Here is a 17620-nt window from a genome sequence, read left to right on the forward strand (position 1 = left end):
TTAGTTATACCGTCAGCATAGTGAATTCGGCGCGTTGGATTTCAGGGAAGCTGCATAAGGGGCTTCTAGTTGTTCTCAGTGAACTCTGTTATAGAACTGCTTTGTCGTAAATGATAGTATTATGGGAAAAACAGCGAATTAGGCGGTGCCAATGCATGTTAGTTTGCCAAAACTGTGGAAAAGATTTAATGGAAGAAAGCTTATTTTGTAATAAGTGTGGTTCAAAGATAGCAAGTAGCGGCAATAGTCTAACTGACATACTCAAAGGTGGGAGTCAATTTACTGTCGCAAACGAGCCAAACGTTAGTAATTCTAATGAGAAAGATAGATTCCCAGTAAAGGCACTTATTATTATAATCCTCATTGTATCAGCGGTAGGATTATTTAGCTTATATGACCATTTGTCCGAAGATCCCCCTATGAATTTATCTGATATTTCATCATCTAAATATTCTTATAACGATGATAGCACTGACATTACTACTGAATCTGATTATTCTTGGAGTAAGTCAGCTGGAAGTACAACAGGTTTTGATTGGTTGGATATGAATAACGCACAAAAGCTGGATATTGTAAGCGGGGTAATTATGGATTGGGAATTAAATAACTTTGAGATCCTAGCAGGCTCTTCTTATTTTATATCTGCTCTTGATGCTTTTTATGGTGATGAATCTACTAATAGTAATAATTTAGCCGAAGCAATGACTATGATAGGTCTTTCGGGGAACGTTTTGAGTAAAGAATAGTTTTATGTTACTGACTATGACTATAGAAGCTCTGTTTCTTAACGGAGTTAATCCTCAAAGTCTACTTCATCATAAATTTAAAAAGGAAAGTTGAGGTTTTCATGTGAAAAAGAAGTTAATCAGTTTTATGACTGCTGCCCTCGTCTTTACAAATGTTGTAGGGGTGGTTGCTGCGAAAAACTACGAATTCTTACCACAAGCGGTTTGGTCTCAAACGCCCAATGAAGATTACATACCGATTCAAGCCGAGAGTTATTATGTGCCAGGTAAAGAAATACTGTACTTACATGTTGGGGAAGAACGAGCCTCGGAGACTAAGGTTTGGTCACCTGATACACTTCGGGCAGTAGATCCCAAAACGGGAAAAGTTCAGTGGGTATTTTCCTTTGCAAAAGCAGGATATGGATGGCCAAGTACAGAAGATCCATTTTCTTATGCACAAGATGGTACGGTATACGCCTATTTTTCATCTGAAGGACTTCTATATTCTGTAAGTCCCGCAGGGAAAGAAAACTGGAGTAAACGTGTAGGGCAAGATCTATCGCTCTCTGATAGCAAGTTGTTTCTTATGGGAGATGGTACCTTAATTGTAGCTGGGCAAAAATCTACGAAGATCGGTGCAGAAACGGTACAAATGATATCTTTCAATAAAAATGGTAAACAGATAGGGAGTAAGACTATATACGGAAAATTAAATACTGTGTCGAAAAATCAGATCGCCATAGAAGTGATAACGAAAAAAGGCGATGCTCAAAAAGTTGAGGTGTATAATTCTTCTCTACAGCGTTCATTTCAATACACTTTTCCCAAGGGAGCATATGTGAACTTTTACACTGCTTTTGCACTCGATGATGGTACTTTTATTTTTTCTGTTAACCAAACAAAAATGCATAAACTCATAGCATTATCGCCTAATGGTTCGGCTATCTGGGGAAGAACGATCGATCAATTTGGATTTGCTTTTCAAGCTGGGGCTGATTATTTGGTATTTAATCCTCATACAAAAAAAATTAGTTTGTTTAGCCAGAAAGGTTTAGTAAAGGAAAGGATATTATCGAATTTAATTTTGCCTGAGGGAGACGGTCTGCCTACGGCAAAGAAAACTGTAGAAGGAAAACTACTGGTAGATTTGCTTAGCAAACAGTATATTTTTGACGCAAAAACGCTGTACACTGTGCACGAATTTAGTCAGATAAATGGTACAGTTTTAGATTACCGGAAAAATAGTATATTAGTATACGCTTGGCGTGAGAATAAAATCTCAAAGCATGTACTGAATTAATGTACTTGCTGTTTGATAGAAGAGCCGTGGATTTGTCTTTTGACAGGCTCTTTTTTTTGTCGAAATTTAGACGAATAGTTCGAAAGGGTTATGTAAAAAGTAGTGCTTTTGTGTAAAACATTTGAAATTTTATGTTATAATTTGGATAACTATAATGCTTTTATTACATAATTTGGAGGGGTAAAGGTGGCTCGTAGTTTTGGAAGTACAGTGAATAAAATGATTAAAGAAACTGCAAAGGCGCAGCGAGCGGCTGAAAGATCCAGAAATGCTTCTATTCGGCAGCAGGAAAGACATTAAGACTGCAGCGGCAATATGAACGTGAGAATGAGCGTGCGATTAAACAAACTATACGTGAGCAAAAGGCATATGAAAAAGAACAAAAGGCACTATACATAGAAGGACGTAAAGAGGAAACGAACGATTATAATGAAGAAGTTGTTTACCGGCTGAATGAATTTAAATCCATTGTAAGTGAAACGCTCAAGGTGGATGATACGATTTCTTTTGAATCACTATACAAGAAGGATGAGTATCCTGCTTACGTAGAACCCTATGTTAAGCCAGTTCAAGCTAATTCAGTACCGGTGAAAGAGAGCTATTTTGCAAGAGTTGCTATGGAACCCTCTTTTATAGAGAAAATCAGTGGCCTCGGTAAAAAGGCACGGCTAAGATCTATTGAAGCAGCGGAGGACTCATTTAATTATGCTCTTCAAAATTATGAGTCTGCTGAAACTAAGAGAAACGAACTGATTAAGGAGAATGAAATATTCCTCAGCTCTGCAAGAGCAGAATATGACGAAGCAAAGCGCTTATATCTCGAGGAAATAGCTTCTCATAATAGCTCAATTAATGATTTTAAGAGTAGCTATTTCAATATAGACAAAGAGGGAATAGAAGCTTACAACACAATGGTTCTGGAACGTTCCAATTACAGTGACATTTTCCCGCAAACCTTTGATTTAATCTATTTGGAAGAGAGCAAGGAATTATTAGTAGAGTATGAATTACCGGATGTGACGGCTGTACCACAGAATAAAGAATATAAGTATACACAGAGCCGTGATGAGATCAAAGGAGTTCCTTTTAAACCCAAAGAGCTGAATGAGATTTACTCTATACTTGTAGCTTCAATAGCCCTCCGTAGGCTTCATGAGCTGTTTGAAGCTGACCAAGGGGGACATTTGGATTCTATCGTGTTTAATGGAGTGGTATCCACAGTGGACTTAAGTACAGGGCTCGACATCCGGCCGTGCATAGTAACTATTCAGACCCGGAAAGAAGAATTCATGAAGTTCGATTTCGCTAGAGTGGACATTCTTGCTTGTGTAAAAGGTCTTAAAGCCCAGCTTTCCCCTTCTGTAACTGAACTTACCCCTGTCAAACCTATTGTCGATCTTGTCATGTACGATGAACGATTTGTAAATGAAAGAGATATGATATCCACTCTTGATACTCGAACCAACCTTTTGGAGATGGACCCTTTTGATTTTGAACACCTGGTATGTAATTTGTTTTCGAAAATAGGTCTTGAATCTAAACTGACACGTTCTAGCCGAGACGGTGGAGTCGATGTCATTGCTTTTGACCCGCGTCCTGTTTTCGGTGGGAAATATGTGATTCAGGCAAAAAGATATAAGAATACTGTAGAGGTAGCTGCAGTCCGCGACCTATACGGTACCATGATGAACGAGAATGCCTCGAAAGGGATTTTGGTTACCACATCAACGTATGGACCCGACGCCAGAAGCTTTGCCAAGGACAAGCCTATTGAGTTAATTGATGGCCGGGTACTGTTGCATATGTTAGAGGAGCAGGGAATTTATGCGAAGATTCAGTTGTGAACGTTGCATCTCATCAATAGCACTACTCCGATGGACTGCTTAATGAGAGAGGTCAAATATCTATACAGTTCCCTAGATGTTTATAAAGGACGGATTAAAATGACGGATAAGCAACTCAGTAATCCTTTTTCTACTGGTAATGGAGGAGGACATTTTGAAGCCCATGTTCAAGCTTCTTTTGTCGCTTTGATGCTAACAGGAGGTATCGCACCTTGCTTGCCTCATTGGCCTATAACAGAAATAAAACTGCAGGGTAGAATCGATGGGTTTAATACGGATGATTTAATTGTTTTTGTAGAAAATCCAGTCCACGGAGAGAGGCGAAAGTTACTCGGGCAGATCAAACATAGAATAAACATAACTAGAGAAAATGAAGTCTTCTCAGAAGTGATTAGGGCAGCATGGAGTGATTTTAATAATCCTAGGATTTTCACAAAAGGAAAAGATTCTATTGCTTTAATTTGCGGACCACTTAATGCAACAGATTTTTATAGTGTGCATTGGCTGTTAAATCAAGCTAAACACACCAAAAATGTTGACGAATTTGAGAGGCAGGTAACAAAAGCTAATTTAAGCCCATCAAAAAGTGAAGAGAAACTAAAAGTATTCAAGCATCATCTAAAGTTGGCGAATAATGAAAAGGAAGTACCGGAGATTGAGTTGTATGCATTTTTAAACCATTTTTATTTATTGGGTTACGATCTTGGAAATGAAGAAGGTGTTGTATTATCTTTGCTCCATTCGCACATTTCCCAGTATCACAGAACAAATCCGCAATTTGTATGGGCCCGTATAGTTGATTATGTTCAAACGTGGAACCAAAATGCAGGAACCATCACACTTGCAAAAGTACCCGAGGATCTAAAAGATACTTTTAAAGAACCAAGTCTTACCTATATGCCTGCAGAATTAATGCTATTACCAGATGACTTAAATATTGACTGGAGTAAGCATTCTTACGCGCGCACTATTGCATTAATGAACTTAATTGGAGCTTGGGATGAAAACAATGAAGCAGATATGGAAGTTATAACTTTATTTTTTGATAAAAACAAAACTGATTTTATCACACAAGCCAGAGAACTGCTTCAACTAAACGGAAGTCCGCTTTCACTGCAAAATGGTATCTGGAAAGTTACTGAAAGAGTTTCATATTGGGATATACTTGGCTCGCAAATTTTTGATGGTGATCTTGATACTTTTACTGGAGTAATTGTGACAGTATTATCGGAGACAAACCCCGCTTTCGATCTACATCCGGAAAATAGATTTGCAGCAGAGATATATGGTAAGGTTTTCGTTTATTCTTCAGTTTTAAGAAATAGTCTAGCGGAAAGCTTGGCTCTCTTGGGGATTAAAGCAGATGCATTAATTAATTGCTCGTATGATAAGACTAATGTAACGGCAATTTTATCTACTCGTGGAATATTCCAAGACAAATTAAAATGGGAACTTTGGGGCAGTTTACATAGTTTACTACCCATTTTGGCCGAAGCTGTACCTGAAGAGTTCTTGGACTCAGTGGAGAATGCGTTGCTTGCTAATCCTTGCCCCCTAGGCGAGCTCTTTTTGCAAGAAAGTAAAGGAATGTTCGGAAGCAATTACCTGACTGGCTTGTTATGGGCGTTAGAAGCCTTAGCTTGGGATGGGAAATATTTTATCAGAGTATGCGCTATTCTTGGCGAACTAGCTAGTTACGATCCTGGTGGCAACTCTGGAAACCGACCTGATAAATCACTATCAACGACTCTGTTACCATGGTTTCCACAAACAATAGCGTCAATTGAGAAGCGGAAAGCAGTTGCAAGAATATTATCTAATGAATGTCCTGACGTTGCTTGGCGACTCTTTATTGAATTACTTCCCGATCAACAGCGGACATCAGTAGGGAGCTATAAGCCCAAGTGGAGAAATATAATTCCAGAAGATTGGGAAAATGAAGTAACTCAATTTGATTACTGGGAGCAAGTTTCGTTTTATGCTGAAATGCTTGTTTCATTAGCTGGAGTAGACATAACAAAATTAAGCGTGATTATTGATCTTCTAAACAAACTTCCAAGAACTACTTTTGATCAGTTGCTTAATGTACTTTCTTCTGAGGCAATATTAGAGCTTTCCGAAGACGAGAAGTTTCCTCTCTGGGATAAGCTTTTCTTTTTTATTAATAAACATCGTTGCTATGTTGATGCAGATTGGGCATTAAAAGATGATTTGCTTTCCTTAATTGAAGGTGTAGCTTCAAAGCTTGCTCCAACTAACCCTATTAAACTTTATCGCCATTTGTTTATTGAGAATGATTTTGATCTTTTTGAAGATATAGACGATTGGGAGGAACAAAGTGAAAGGCTAGAGGAAAGACGGAAGGAAGTAGTTAAGGAGATTCTGGATTTATATGGATTAGATGCTGTAATTCAATTTGTAAAGGAAGTCCAATCACCTATAAAAGTAGGCCAATCTTTAGGAGACTTAGGTAATGAAGAACTCGAAATAGTAATGTTACCTCAATATTTAGATTTTGATAATGAAAATTATAATAACTTTATCAGAGGATATGTATGGCGCCGCCAATTAAATAAAGGGTGGGCTTGGACTGATGAAATTGATAAAAATGATTGGACTACTAAGCAAATTGCACAATTTCTAATTTATTTACCTTTTACTAATGAAACATGGGTTCGTGCTTCACAATGGTTAGAAAACTCAGAAGGAGAGTACTGGACAAATATTGATTTTAACCCTCGTATTGCTAGAGAAGATTTAGGGTGGGCTATTGATAAGTTACTAGAGTATGGAAGGCCACATGCTGCTATTAACTGTATGCATACAATGCTGTATATGAAGAAATCGCTAGATCTCCAGCAATGTGTTAGAGCGCTAATGTTAGCTCTTTCTTCATCTGAACCGTCTTACATGATGAAAACTCATAATATCGTAGAAATAGTTAAAATCCTTCAGGATTCATCTGAAATTTCAGATAATGATCTATTTAATGTGGAATGGGCATATTTAAAACTTTTAGATCGCTATAACAAAGGAAAGCCTAAAACGATCGAATTTTCACTTGCTAGTGACCCTGTATTCTTTTGTGAAATTATTCGTCTAATTTATCGTTCCAATAATAGTGATGTGATACCTGAATTAAGTGAGCAACAAAAAGCAATTGCTGATAATGCATGGTACCTGTTTAAAAATTGGAGCGTGATTCCAGGTACACAAAAGGATGGAAGCTTCAATGGTGAATTATTCTCTAACTGGCTCCAAAAAGTTAAAGAAATTTGCAAAGAGTCAGGTCATTTAGAAGTTGCACTTATTAAAGTAGGGGAAGTTTTAATTTATGCTCCTGCTGATCCTGATGGTTTATGGATTAATCATTTTGTAGCAAAAGAATTAAATCATAGGGAAGTACAAGACATGAGAAGTGGATACAGTTCGGGAATGTTTAATTCACGAGGAGCACATTGGGTTGACCCTACGGCAAAGCCTGAATTAGATCTCGCCATGCAGTACAGACAAAAAGCAGAAGAAGTTGAGAATTCCGGTTATCAACGGTTTGCAGTAACACTTAGGCATTTGTCAGTAACATATGAAGGTGAGGCGCGACGTATTATTCAAAGACATGGGGAACGTCATTATGAATAAATTTATGATAATAACATAAATGCTGTGTCGTAATAAGAATTGAACTTTCATTCAGCGAAATACTCGTAAGGATATATTCCTTCACAAATAATTTAGAACGAGAAAATTAAGCGACTAAATCATGAATTTCATAAGGTAAAACATTAGGGCGTTTAGTAGTTAATATTATCTTTTTGGGGATATAAAAGATAGTTACAAAAGTTGAAAAGAGTGATATTTAAATGGATAAAATTAGATTCGTGATGTTATAGGGATAAATATGGCCCGCTTTAATGTGGATTGGGGATATAGAATACTTATTATTTTAGTAGGAGCATAACATGCAGCTGAAAATCAAGAACTACAGATATGCTCATGAATATAGATGAGGAGAGCACAGTTTAGAATGAAGAAATAGATTGTTTTATAATATTCATGGAAGTAGGGTGGATGTATATGCTTAGAATTAAAGCGCTAGAGATTCAAAACATCAATTCAATATCTAATTTAAGTTTGAAATTTTCTGATGGATTAAATATATTGTGTGGCACAAATGGGGTTGGAAAAACAACTATATTAGAATGCATTGCAGGGGTAATTAGAGGTAAGATGAATGTGAGGACATCTGTGACTTGTAGCAATGGGAAAATTGGAATTATAGTAAAGCAAGATGAAGACTACTTTGAAGAGAAAGTGAGTATCGATGCTGAGCAAATTATTCTTGAAAAAGAAGCACTCTCTACTGAATTAATATTTTACAATACCTCACATAGAAGTAGCTCCAGACACGTTTCTAGAGACTATGATGTTGATAGACCACCTATGTCTCCTTTAGATGCTGTGAAAAGATGGCTATATAGAAATTACATTGAGTCTAATGAAATAAGTTCGATAAAACAAAGCAATTTTGAGTTGGTCAGAGAATGTATCAATAAAATTGATAATAATGTGTATTTTGAAGATTTATTACTGTCATATAGGAATCGTGAAATGGGACCAAAGAAGACAATACACACGTACAGGACAGTAGAGTTCCTAATAAAAACTCCACATGGAACTATGGATATAAATTACCTTTCATCAGGTTACAAAGCTTGTTTTACTATTTTAATTGATCTTATTAGACAATTAGAATTAACAATGAACGAAGCAGTAGAGGAGTACCAAGGAATTGTTCTAATAGATGAGATTGACCTGCATTTGCATCCTGAATGGCAGACAAGAATTACTTCTATAATTAAATGGCTCGTACCAAAAGCACAGATAATTGTAACAACGCATAGTCCTCATGTAATTCAATCAGCTAATGCGGGAGAAATAATACCATTAGGAATAGACGAAACTAATAATATATATGTAAGAAATTTACCGAAAAGTTATATGTATGGTTATCAAGGTTGGAACGTCGAGGAGATTCTTGTTCACGTAATGGGGTTAGAAGATCCAATGTCAAAAGTGTTTCGTGAAAAGTTAGAAAAATTCGAAATAGGTCTATCAGAAGAAAATAAGGACAAAGTAATTGAAGCCTATAATGCTCTTAATGCGATGTTGCATAACAGAAATCCACTTTTAGCTTTGATTAAAATTCAAGCATCTGAATACTTAGAGGAAGATGAAGAATAATGATAAAAATAACTCGCCCAGTTAGTCCAGAAGAATTAGTTAGACGAAAGGATGAACTTACTCAGGAATTTAAAGATACAAAAAAACCGGTTTGGAAAAAGCGGTTTATTACAGCCCCGTTATTAAAAATGTCCAATGATAAATGTGTGTTTTGTGAGTGTAAACTAGGTGAGGAAGGAAAATATATGCAGGTAGAACATTTTCATCATAAAAAATTATATGAAGATGAAGTTGTAGATTGGAATAATCTCCTACCAATTTGTCTTCGCTGTAATTCACATAAGTTAGACCATGATACATATCTTTATCCTATAATAGACCCTACTCGAATCGACCCAAAAAATCATCTTGAATTTTATAAATATAGAATACTTGGAAAAGATGACATTGGAAACCTTACAGTAGAAGTTTTTGATTTGAATAACACTACTGAGATAGCAACGCCAAGGTTTCAAGTAGGTAATGCATTACTTGAAAAACTAGAAGATGTGCTTGAAGCAGTTATAAATTATGACGAAAATAATAAAGATGCTATAAAAGAAGCAAAAGTAATTCGTAAAGTTAAAGGGATATTAAAAAAAGGAACTTCAGTAAATATTTACAGTGCAACAGTAGCTACGTTGCTACTAACAGCACCTGATTACATACAAATAAAATCAGAAATGATTAGAAAAAATTTATGGACACTTGAAATGCAAGGAATTGAGGATTCGGTTATAAGTATTGCTCTTACTTTAAAGGAAAAATAAAAAAGGTAATATAATTTATTGCATTTTGAAAAAAGTGCTATTTGGTAATGATTGTGTTCCATTTCTATTTTTACATCGTATCGTGTCCACAACCTCAAAAAATTCGACAACACCGGCGAAGATATGGAGGATCTCATCTCCATCGGCACCATTGGCTTGATCAAAGCGATCGAAAGCTATCGGCCAAATAAGGGCACAAAGCTTGCCACGTTCGCGGCGCGATGTATCGAGAATGAGATATTAATGCACCTCCGCTCGCTGAAAAAAACACGGAAAGACGTATCACTTCATGATCCGATTGGGACGGACAAAGAGGGGAACGAGATCACGTTGATAGATATCCTCGGGTCGGAGACGGATGATGTGATTAAGGAAGTTGACCTTAAAATCGAAAAAAGCAAAATCTACCGCAATCTCGATATTCTCGATGAACGGGAGAAGGAAGTCGTGGTCGGGCGGTTTGGGCTTGATACAGGCGGAGAGGAGCGGACGCAGCGGGAGATTGCGAAGGACTTGGGGATCTCTCGGAGTTATGTTTCAAGGATAGAGAAAAGGGCGCTCATGAAGCTTTATCATGAGTTTTATAAGGCGAAGCGGTGAGAGGATCGGGTCTGTCTTTTGACAGACTCTTTTTTGTCGAAATTAAGACGCATAGTTCAAAAGAATTATGTAGAAAGTAGGGTTTTTATGTAAAACATTTGAAATCTGATGTTATAATCTGGATATATATAATTCTGAGATTACGTAATCTGGTGTGGAAAGATGGCTTGTAGTTTTGGAAGTGCAGTTAATAAAATGATAAAAGAAGGTGCAATAGCGTAGCGTACAGCAGAAAGAACAAGGAATGCCGATATTCGTGAAAGAGGAAGGCGACTATGGCGCATCGATAATGTGAATGTGAGAATGAAGGTGGCATTTAGCTTGTTGGGCAGTTGGACAATGCTCAGTAGAATAAGAGTTCTTCAAAGAAGGGGAAATAACATTGGGCTACATCACTAGTTTTTTTGCAATAGGATTGCTATTTAGTTTGTTTTATTTTAATGCACCTTATTGGTGTGGAAAGGGAATGTATAAAACTTCAACTAATGGATTATGGAAGTTATACTACATAGTTATTTCGACAATAGGGCACTGGTTATACATTCTTTGTGAGAATATATCTAAATTTTTTAGTAGGGTTATATTTGAAAGATGGAATCCAAATTCAAATAAGAGACATTCAACACTTGCTTTATTGATCAATTTGTTAACATATATTGGAATGATTTACCTATTAACTTTAGGATACGAGAAAATATGTACAACATTCGTGACTAATTCACACTCAGAGGATATTGATACTCTAGTTGGTGGCTATGGTAACGTTTTTGAATACATAAAAGTAAAAGTTACCTTCATAAAAGTTATTTTTGATCTGAACACAGGGAATGGAGGGGGTTTTAGGTTCTCTTCCTTAATAATTAGTACATTTACAGTCTTAAAAATGTGGTGGAAACTGATAATTATAAATACCTTATATTTTTCTATTATTTATGGATTTTTGAAAGAAAAATTAATTGAAGTAAATTTTTTAGAGAAGCTAACTAAACGAAGACGACAAAATTCAAACAAGAGCAATACAGTAGGGGAGGGACCTACCCTTAATCAGTTACTAGCACAACTAAAAGAAGCGATTAGAGATTGGGGAGAGCGGAAGACTATTATAAGTAATCTTGCTCAAAATAGAAAAGTGCTGCTGGCTTTTATACCCATTTTATTTGTTTTTAGCTCGATCATGTACTTAACCGGAATTTATAAAGCTAATCTAATGAGCACAGGGTTGGAAATAATCGATTCTATAAATCTGGTAAATATAATACTGTCTTTTGTCATAACATATATCGGCACTAAGGTATTGCAAAAGGGTGGGGCTTATGTAATTAGTATCTCACCGGATGTAATAAGGGAATGGTTCGAGAAATTATCTGAAAGTGCCGGGAAACAGGCTCAGGTATTTGAAGAAATAAGGCATCGTTGGGCGGATACCCATGATTTAGTGTGGAATGAAACAAGAGCACGTAATAGAACTGGGGGAGAGCCTGCGAGTGAACAAGGAAAGCCAAAGCAGTCGACTCGCTTAAAAAGAATAAATGTATTTGGTAATGGGTCAACGAAGAGAAAATAGCTTGAAGGTGAAATGCCGAAGAATTTAATAAGATTGATAAGGAAATTGAAGCGATTTATCACGCTATTACACTAAGTATTACAAGTGAGATTAGTACTTTTTCATTAGATTATCAACTTTTAAACACTGTAAATTAAGAACTACAATAAAAAAAGAGTGTTATGATCATAGAGATGAGTAGGGTTTAGAATACAAAGGTATCGTGTCGCCTGTTATGTAGAATTTAATCTTGAGGAGTTTTCCTATTTTATAAATTTTGCTAGAAAAAGTATCGAGAGAAATTGGAGGTTAATATGTCTAATAAAATTCGCATTAACATGCTTCCAGCTGAAGAGGGTGATTGTTTTCTAATCAGTTGCGGGGCAGGAGAAGAGAAGGTAAATATACTAATTGATGGCGGACGTAGTAACACATATACAGAGCAGCTATTTCCTATTCTAAGTAACATGCATAAAAAGGGAGAAAAGATTGATTTACTTATTGTGACTCATATTGATCAGGATCATATTCAAGGAATTATTCGTCTGCTCGAGAAAAATGAATCATCTTCTATGCCAGTGGTAATATCAATTTCCCAAATTTGGCATAATGCTTATTTGCAATTGCAATTTGATAGATCTGAGGAATTGACTGAACATCAAATTCAAATAGTAGAAGAAATAGTGGCACGTGGGGATGGAGAAAGAGATCAAGCCCGACATGAGATAAGTTATCGTCAAGGATCAACATTAGGAGCCTTGTTATATGAGGGCGGATATCAATGGAATGTGGCATCACATGGACGTGCTATCAGCAGAGAAAATTTAGAGTCTTTCTGTTTATCCGATGAAGTGAAGATTGATTTGATCTCCCCAACTAATAGAAAACTAGAAGAACTGGCAGAAGAATGGTTGAAACATCTGGAAAATCAGAACTATATGGGTAAGCCGGGAAGTGGTACTCTTTTTAATGATGCTTATGAAATGATGCTTTTACGAGAGAAGGATAAAAAGAAAAGACGAAAGACAGCTATTTTATGTAGAATTGAAGAATGGGAAGATTACTTACAAGAAAAAATATATGAGGACAAATCAGCTGCAAATGGAAGCTCAATTGCGTTTGTTTTGACTTTTAAAGAAAAACGTATTCTTTACCTGGGAGATGCTCATCCATCGGTTATTGTTGAAAATCTAGATAAACTATATAAAGATCATGAGACTCAACCTTACTATTTTGATGCGATTAAAATCGCACATCATGGAAGTGCTGGAAATACGACCTCCAGTTTAATTGAGCGAATGGAATCACCGATTTACTTGATTTCCACAAATGGTAAGAATGAACACCCAGATTTAAACACTTTAATTAGAATTGTAGAACGAAAGTCAGCATCTAGAGAGCTTGTATTTAATTATTCAACCCCCTCCGAGGTTTATATGAGTAAACAAAAGGAAAAACAATCGGAGTTAGGTTTTAAAACTATGATAAAGAATTATATAGAAATTTAAAAGGGGATTATGGTGACTATTAATAGTATTAAAGTTGCAACTGCTAAAATTCAGGTCTATGATAATGTTAAAAAAAAGCTTGTGCGAACAGGGTCGGTTGTACTAATTGACTTTTGGACGGCAATTACTGCACGCCATGTAGTAAAAGAATGGGGCGAGGGAGAACTAGAGATCAAAATGATCTTCCCTCACTTTCCAGGTAACCATGAAATTGCTATAGAGAACGTAATTTGTTCTTCAGCGGAGAATGAAGATATAGCCATATTAAAATTCAAATCAGAGCTACCGAATTGGGTAAAATTTCCAAATTTAATTGCCGTTGATCCAAATTATGAAGATGAATATAGAAGTCACGGATTCCCTAATGATAGACCTTATGGAGGGTTAATAGAGGGGCGAATTCATGACATTTTCTTGGTTTATACACAGAATAATATTGAGCTTACTTGCAATGGACAAAATGAAATGGATTATAGAGGAGCATCAGGTGCACCTTTGGCTCTGCAGAACGGTAGCGGGATCTACGGCATAATAATTGTACGGGATACAGGAAACATGTTAGGCGCATTATCTTTCTCAGCATGTTTGACGTTTCTCCAGTCTAATCAGATCTTTCCTAAGTTAAATCGACCACAGCCTGACAAGTATGGAATAGGGAAACTATCTCAAGAAATATTAGATTACCAAGAGATGAAAATAACAGAATTCAAAAGCCCAATCTTTAACGAAAAATTTGATGTATTCGAACTTTTTATATTACCGAAACATAAGGCATATGATTTTAAAGGTGAATTCAGTGATCCCGCCGACAGAGGGTTGACTGTCAAATCAAAAAAGCCATATTTAAATGAAAGCATAAGTGACATATTCATAAATAATGCAGTGAAAGATGATAAAAAAAACCTTATTTTTCTACATGGTAATCCTGGTGTAGGGAAAAGCACATTTTCGAAATATCTTTATTTACTGTTTCAAACAGTTCCCGACGTTCTTACTATACATGTTGATTTGAAAAGATTTAAGTTTCATTCAGACTTTAAATTAGCAATAAAAGAAGAACTAGAAGAAATAATGCCCTCTTTTAAACTTATCCATTTAAAAGTAGCTAAGTTTCAAATCATATTAGATGGATTTGATGAATTGCATTTGATTAGTGATGGCCGAATGGATGACTTTTTAATGTCATTAAATGAATTTCATAAAGATTATCCGGAAGTTAACATCACATTAACTGGGCGAACAATTGCCTTCAAACATTATTTAAACTATATACCGATTGGCTCAGTAATTGTAGAGATTCAGCATTTTACAGAACCAATGATAGTAGATTGGGTCGAAAAATGGGTCAAGTTAAAGGGGTATCAAAAGCCACTATCTCAAGAAATTATCAAATTAAATACTAATAATTTGTCTCACCATGATGTGGACACAGATGAAGATGAATATGAAGATGAAGAAGATAATTCATTAAATAATTATGATGATGAAGAACAACTTGTCAGTCTCCCCTTATTTTTATATCTCATATGCACAATGTTATATGAAGACGATAAAGCTGACGTTGAAGACCTGATTCGATTAAAAAAATGGCAGTTTTATCAAAGATTGATGGATTGGACCTGCGCCACAACAAAATTTGATGACGACTTTAATCCATTTCATAGCCGAATGAGTTTAAAGGATCTTTCAATTTATAAAAGAACATTTAATAAAAATATCTCTTTATCTATGTATCATGCAAATAAATTTTACATAACTTATAAGGATATTATGAAAAGAGATTTATTGCCTGAAGATCTGGATACTGATGGTTCAGAAGTAAGAAAATTAGTTAATTCCTTCATCGTTTTAAATTATATGAAAGAAAGCTATGAAAATAATACTGAAACTGAGCAAGCTTTTGAATTTGTTCATAAAAGTTTTTATGAATATTTAGTTGCAGAAGCTCTTATGGATTCCTTGATTTTGATCACAATAAATGAAACTAACTTAGAAAGGCTCGCCGAATATATTTATAAGGCATTCTCTGGGTTTAGATTGTCCGATGAGATTTTATTCTCTTATTTAGTACCTATGTTAGAAGCGCAAAATTATGAACTGCTTGTTACAATATTCGAAAAATTGGAAGTATTATATGAGAATTATGTTCTCAATCACAAATTCTTAAATGATAATAACATCAACTTTTTAGAGAATTACTACAAGCATTATCCAGAAAATACAAGTAACAAAATATTGTTGGAGACCAATGTTTTATTTTCTCTTCTTAAACTAATGCCACTCTTAGCTGAATTATCTGGAAAAAAGTTTAAAATTAATCCAATTGATTTTGCGAATCAATTCAGAAAAATCATACAATTTTCAAGTGATATTTTCAATGCTAGTGAACTTCATTTGAATTTCGTTGACCTAAGTGATTCTGTTATTGTTAATGTGAATCTTTCAGAAATTGATTTATCACAATCTACTTTGAAAAATAGCCGAATTAAGTTTACAGATTTGTCATTTGCATCATTTAATAGATCTGATTTAGTGAATATGCAAATATATTATAGTGATCTTGAAGGAACTGATTTTGACAACTCGAATCTTAAAGCAACTAGGATTTATGAAAGTAATTTGGCTGATACAAGTATTATAGAAGCAGACTTATCAGAAATTAAAATTAATAAGTGTAATTTCACAAATGTAGCGCTTGATCGATCTTTACTAGATAATTCAGAGATAATACAGTGTGACTTTAGCGGGACAGTTTTTAACGAATCTAGTATTAGAAATTCACTGTTCAGCTACGTGGATTTAACAGAAGCATTCTTACAAGAATGTCAATTAGTTGGGTCTAATCTTTCGAATTCTAAATTAAATTACACATCCTTAACCAATTCCAATCTTCAAACAGCTAAGTTGAGTTTTTGTGATTTAAGCTATGCTGATTTGAGAGGAGCTGATTTAAGTAATTCGGATTTGTCAAATGCGGATCTTTCATATGCTGATTTGACAGGAGCTTTACTAGAAAATGCAAACCTCCATGGCGCAAATCTTTCACATGCTAAAATTATTGGTGTTAATTTTAAAAATAGTAATTTAAGCGAATGCATATTTAGTAATACAGTTATTCAAGAGACGGATTTATCCTATTCCATAATGGATTATACAGACTTAACTACTTCAGAATTTATAGATTATCAGATCCATAATACAAGTATGAGATACGTGATCCTTGATGGGCAAGATTTTTCATTAGCACCATTTCTACAAGGAATAGATTTTTCATTTGGTAAAATTTCTAATTCCAATTTTAGTGGTTCTGATTTTAATGGCTCTAAATTAAATAATGTTACAGTTGTTTCTTGTTTATTTGAAAATGTTGATTTTTATGATTCAGAGTTCATAAATTCCTCTTTTGAGAATTGTAAAATGGCACTATCAACTTTTGAAAATTCAAAAATAATTAATTCGAAGTTTAGAACTTGTGACTTATTTGAAACAGATTTTAACAAAAGTACAATGCGAAATGCTAAATTCAAGGGGTCAAATCTATTGTTTTCCAATATCTACAATCGAACTAAAGATGATGATTTTGTTAATGTGATATTGCCATCAATCTCAAAACGAATATTATATTGATACAAAATGTTTTAATCCCCTGTAAAAGGTTAGAGTTTTACATTTTTTAGAAGCGGATGCAGTGAGAGACTGCAAAGGAGATTGGGAAAAGCGAAGTCATTCTCATCAAAGGAAAAAAATACATTTATTAAGCTGTATTATGAGTTATATAAGGCTAGGCGGTGTGTTAGGAAATATGCCTGTAGGAATGGGACTGTAATTGTCTCGATCCTACAGGATATTAGTGTTTTTATTATAAGAACTCAAAAAATCATTGTTGGAACATTCCTTTTACATTAATGGTTCATTTTCATGCTAATCGCTCTGTTCTTCAAAAGACTCTATGCAGATATAAAGTGCAATATACTTTGGTATACTCGAACTATAAGTGGTGAATAATGTGTTGGTCGAATGATGATCAATCTTAAGCAGAACCTTGCCAAATTGATGAGATAAACGAGTGATTGAGCAAAAATTAGAAGCTAAGCCAATGGAACATAT

The 17620-nt window shown here is 35.1% G+C and carries 10 protein-coding genes; all 10 read left to right on the top strand.

Going from position 1 to position 17620, the window contains the following annotated elements:
• Positions 1 to 188: 188 nt before the first annotated feature.
• The 10 genes from R70723_RS07035 to R70723_RS07080 all read left to right on the top strand — a co-directional run bounded on the left by R70723_RS07035 (position 189) and on the right by R70723_RS07080 (position 17140).
• On the top strand, positions 189 to 746 hold the full coding sequence (locus tag R70723_RS07035) for a hypothetical protein (RefSeq protein ID WP_179088009.1): 558 nt from the start codon (positions 189 to 191) through the stop codon (positions 744 to 746).
• A 103-nt stretch (positions 747 to 849) separates the two neighbouring features.
• Positions 850 to 2028 carry a PQQ-binding-like beta-propeller repeat protein gene (locus R70723_RS07040; protein WP_039870899.1) on the top strand — a complete coding sequence of 393 codons (1179 nt, stop codon included), beginning with the start codon at positions 850 to 852 and terminating at the stop codon, positions 2026 to 2028.
• A 488-nt stretch (positions 2029 to 2516) separates the two neighbouring features.
• Positions 2517 to 3872 carry a restriction endonuclease gene (locus tag R70723_RS31420; RefSeq protein WP_052421207.1) on the top strand — a complete coding sequence of 452 codons (1356 nt, stop codon included), beginning with the start codon at positions 2517 to 2519 and terminating at the stop codon, positions 3870 to 3872.
• Positions 3873 to 3971: 99 nt separating this feature from the next.
• Positions 3972 to 7511 carry a hypothetical protein gene (locus R70723_RS07050; protein WP_039878363.1) on the top strand — a complete coding sequence of 1180 codons (3540 nt, stop codon included), beginning with the start codon at positions 3972 to 3974 and terminating at the stop codon, positions 7509 to 7511.
• 435 nt (positions 7512 to 7946) lie between these two features.
• Positions 7947 to 9113, top strand: coding sequence for an AAA family ATPase (locus R70723_RS31930; RefSeq protein WP_179088010.1), 1167 nt, complete (start codon positions 7947 to 7949; stop codon positions 9111 to 9113).
• Positions 9113 to 9862 (top strand): HNH endonuclease family protein, encoded by a 750-nt coding sequence (locus tag R70723_RS07060; protein WP_039870902.1) that lies wholly within the window; start codon positions 9113 to 9115, stop codon positions 9860 to 9862. The genes R70723_RS31930 and R70723_RS07060 overlap by 1 nt, the downstream gene beginning before the upstream one ends.
• A 51-nt stretch (positions 9863 to 9913) precedes the next feature.
• Positions 9914 to 10462, top strand: a complete 549-nt coding sequence (gene sigK, locus R70723_RS07065; protein WP_144027023.1) for an RNA polymerase sporulation sigma factor SigK — start codon at positions 9914 to 9916, stop codon at positions 10460 to 10462.
• A gap of 382 nt (positions 10463 to 10844) precedes the next feature.
• Complete coding sequence (locus R70723_RS07070) at positions 10845 to 12026, top strand: hypothetical protein (RefSeq protein WP_039870904.1); 1182 nt, start codon at positions 10845 to 10847, stop codon at positions 12024 to 12026.
• A gap of 293 nt (positions 12027 to 12319) precedes the next feature.
• Positions 12320 to 13513: an AVAST type 1 anti-phage system MBL fold metallo-hydrolase Avs1a gene (avs1a, locus tag R70723_RS07075; protein ID WP_052421209.1), complete on the top strand. Its 1194-nt coding sequence runs from the start codon at positions 12320 to 12322 to the stop codon at positions 13511 to 13513.
• 9 nt (positions 13514 to 13522) lie between these two features.
• A complete protein-coding gene (locus tag R70723_RS07080) occupies positions 13523 to 17140 on the top strand; it encodes a pentapeptide repeat-containing protein (protein WP_039870905.1) in 3618 nt (1205 codons plus the stop codon).
• Positions 17141 to 17620: the final 480 nt, after the last annotated feature.

The organism is Paenibacillus sp. FSL R7-0273 (assembly GCF_000758625.1).
Classification (GTDB): Bacteria; Bacillota; Bacilli; order Paenibacillales; family Paenibacillaceae; genus Paenibacillus_AQ.

Bases quoted from the DNA above. Each gene is read 5' to 3' on its own strand.
- R70723_RS07035 (WP_179088009.1), top strand. From the start codon at position 189: ATGGAAGAAAGCTTATTTTGTAATAAGTGTGGTTCAAAGATAGCAAGT.
- R70723_RS07050 (WP_039878363.1), top strand. From the start codon at position 3,972: ATGACGGATAAGCAACTCAGTAATCCTTTTTCTACTGGTAATGGAGGA.
- R70723_RS31930 (WP_179088010.1), top strand. From the start codon at position 7,947: ATGCTTAGAATTAAAGCGCTAGAGATTCAAAACATCAATTCAATATCT.
- R70723_RS07060 (WP_039870902.1), top strand. From the start codon at position 9,113: ATGATAAAAATAACTCGCCCAGTTAGTCCAGAAGAATTAGTTAGACGA.
- avs1a (WP_052421209.1), top strand. From the start codon at position 12,320: ATGTCTAATAAAATTCGCATTAACATGCTTCCAGCTGAAGAGGGTGAT.
- R70723_RS07080 (WP_039870905.1), top strand. From the start codon at position 13,523: ATGGTGACTATTAATAGTATTAAAGTTGCAACTGCTAAAATTCAGGTC.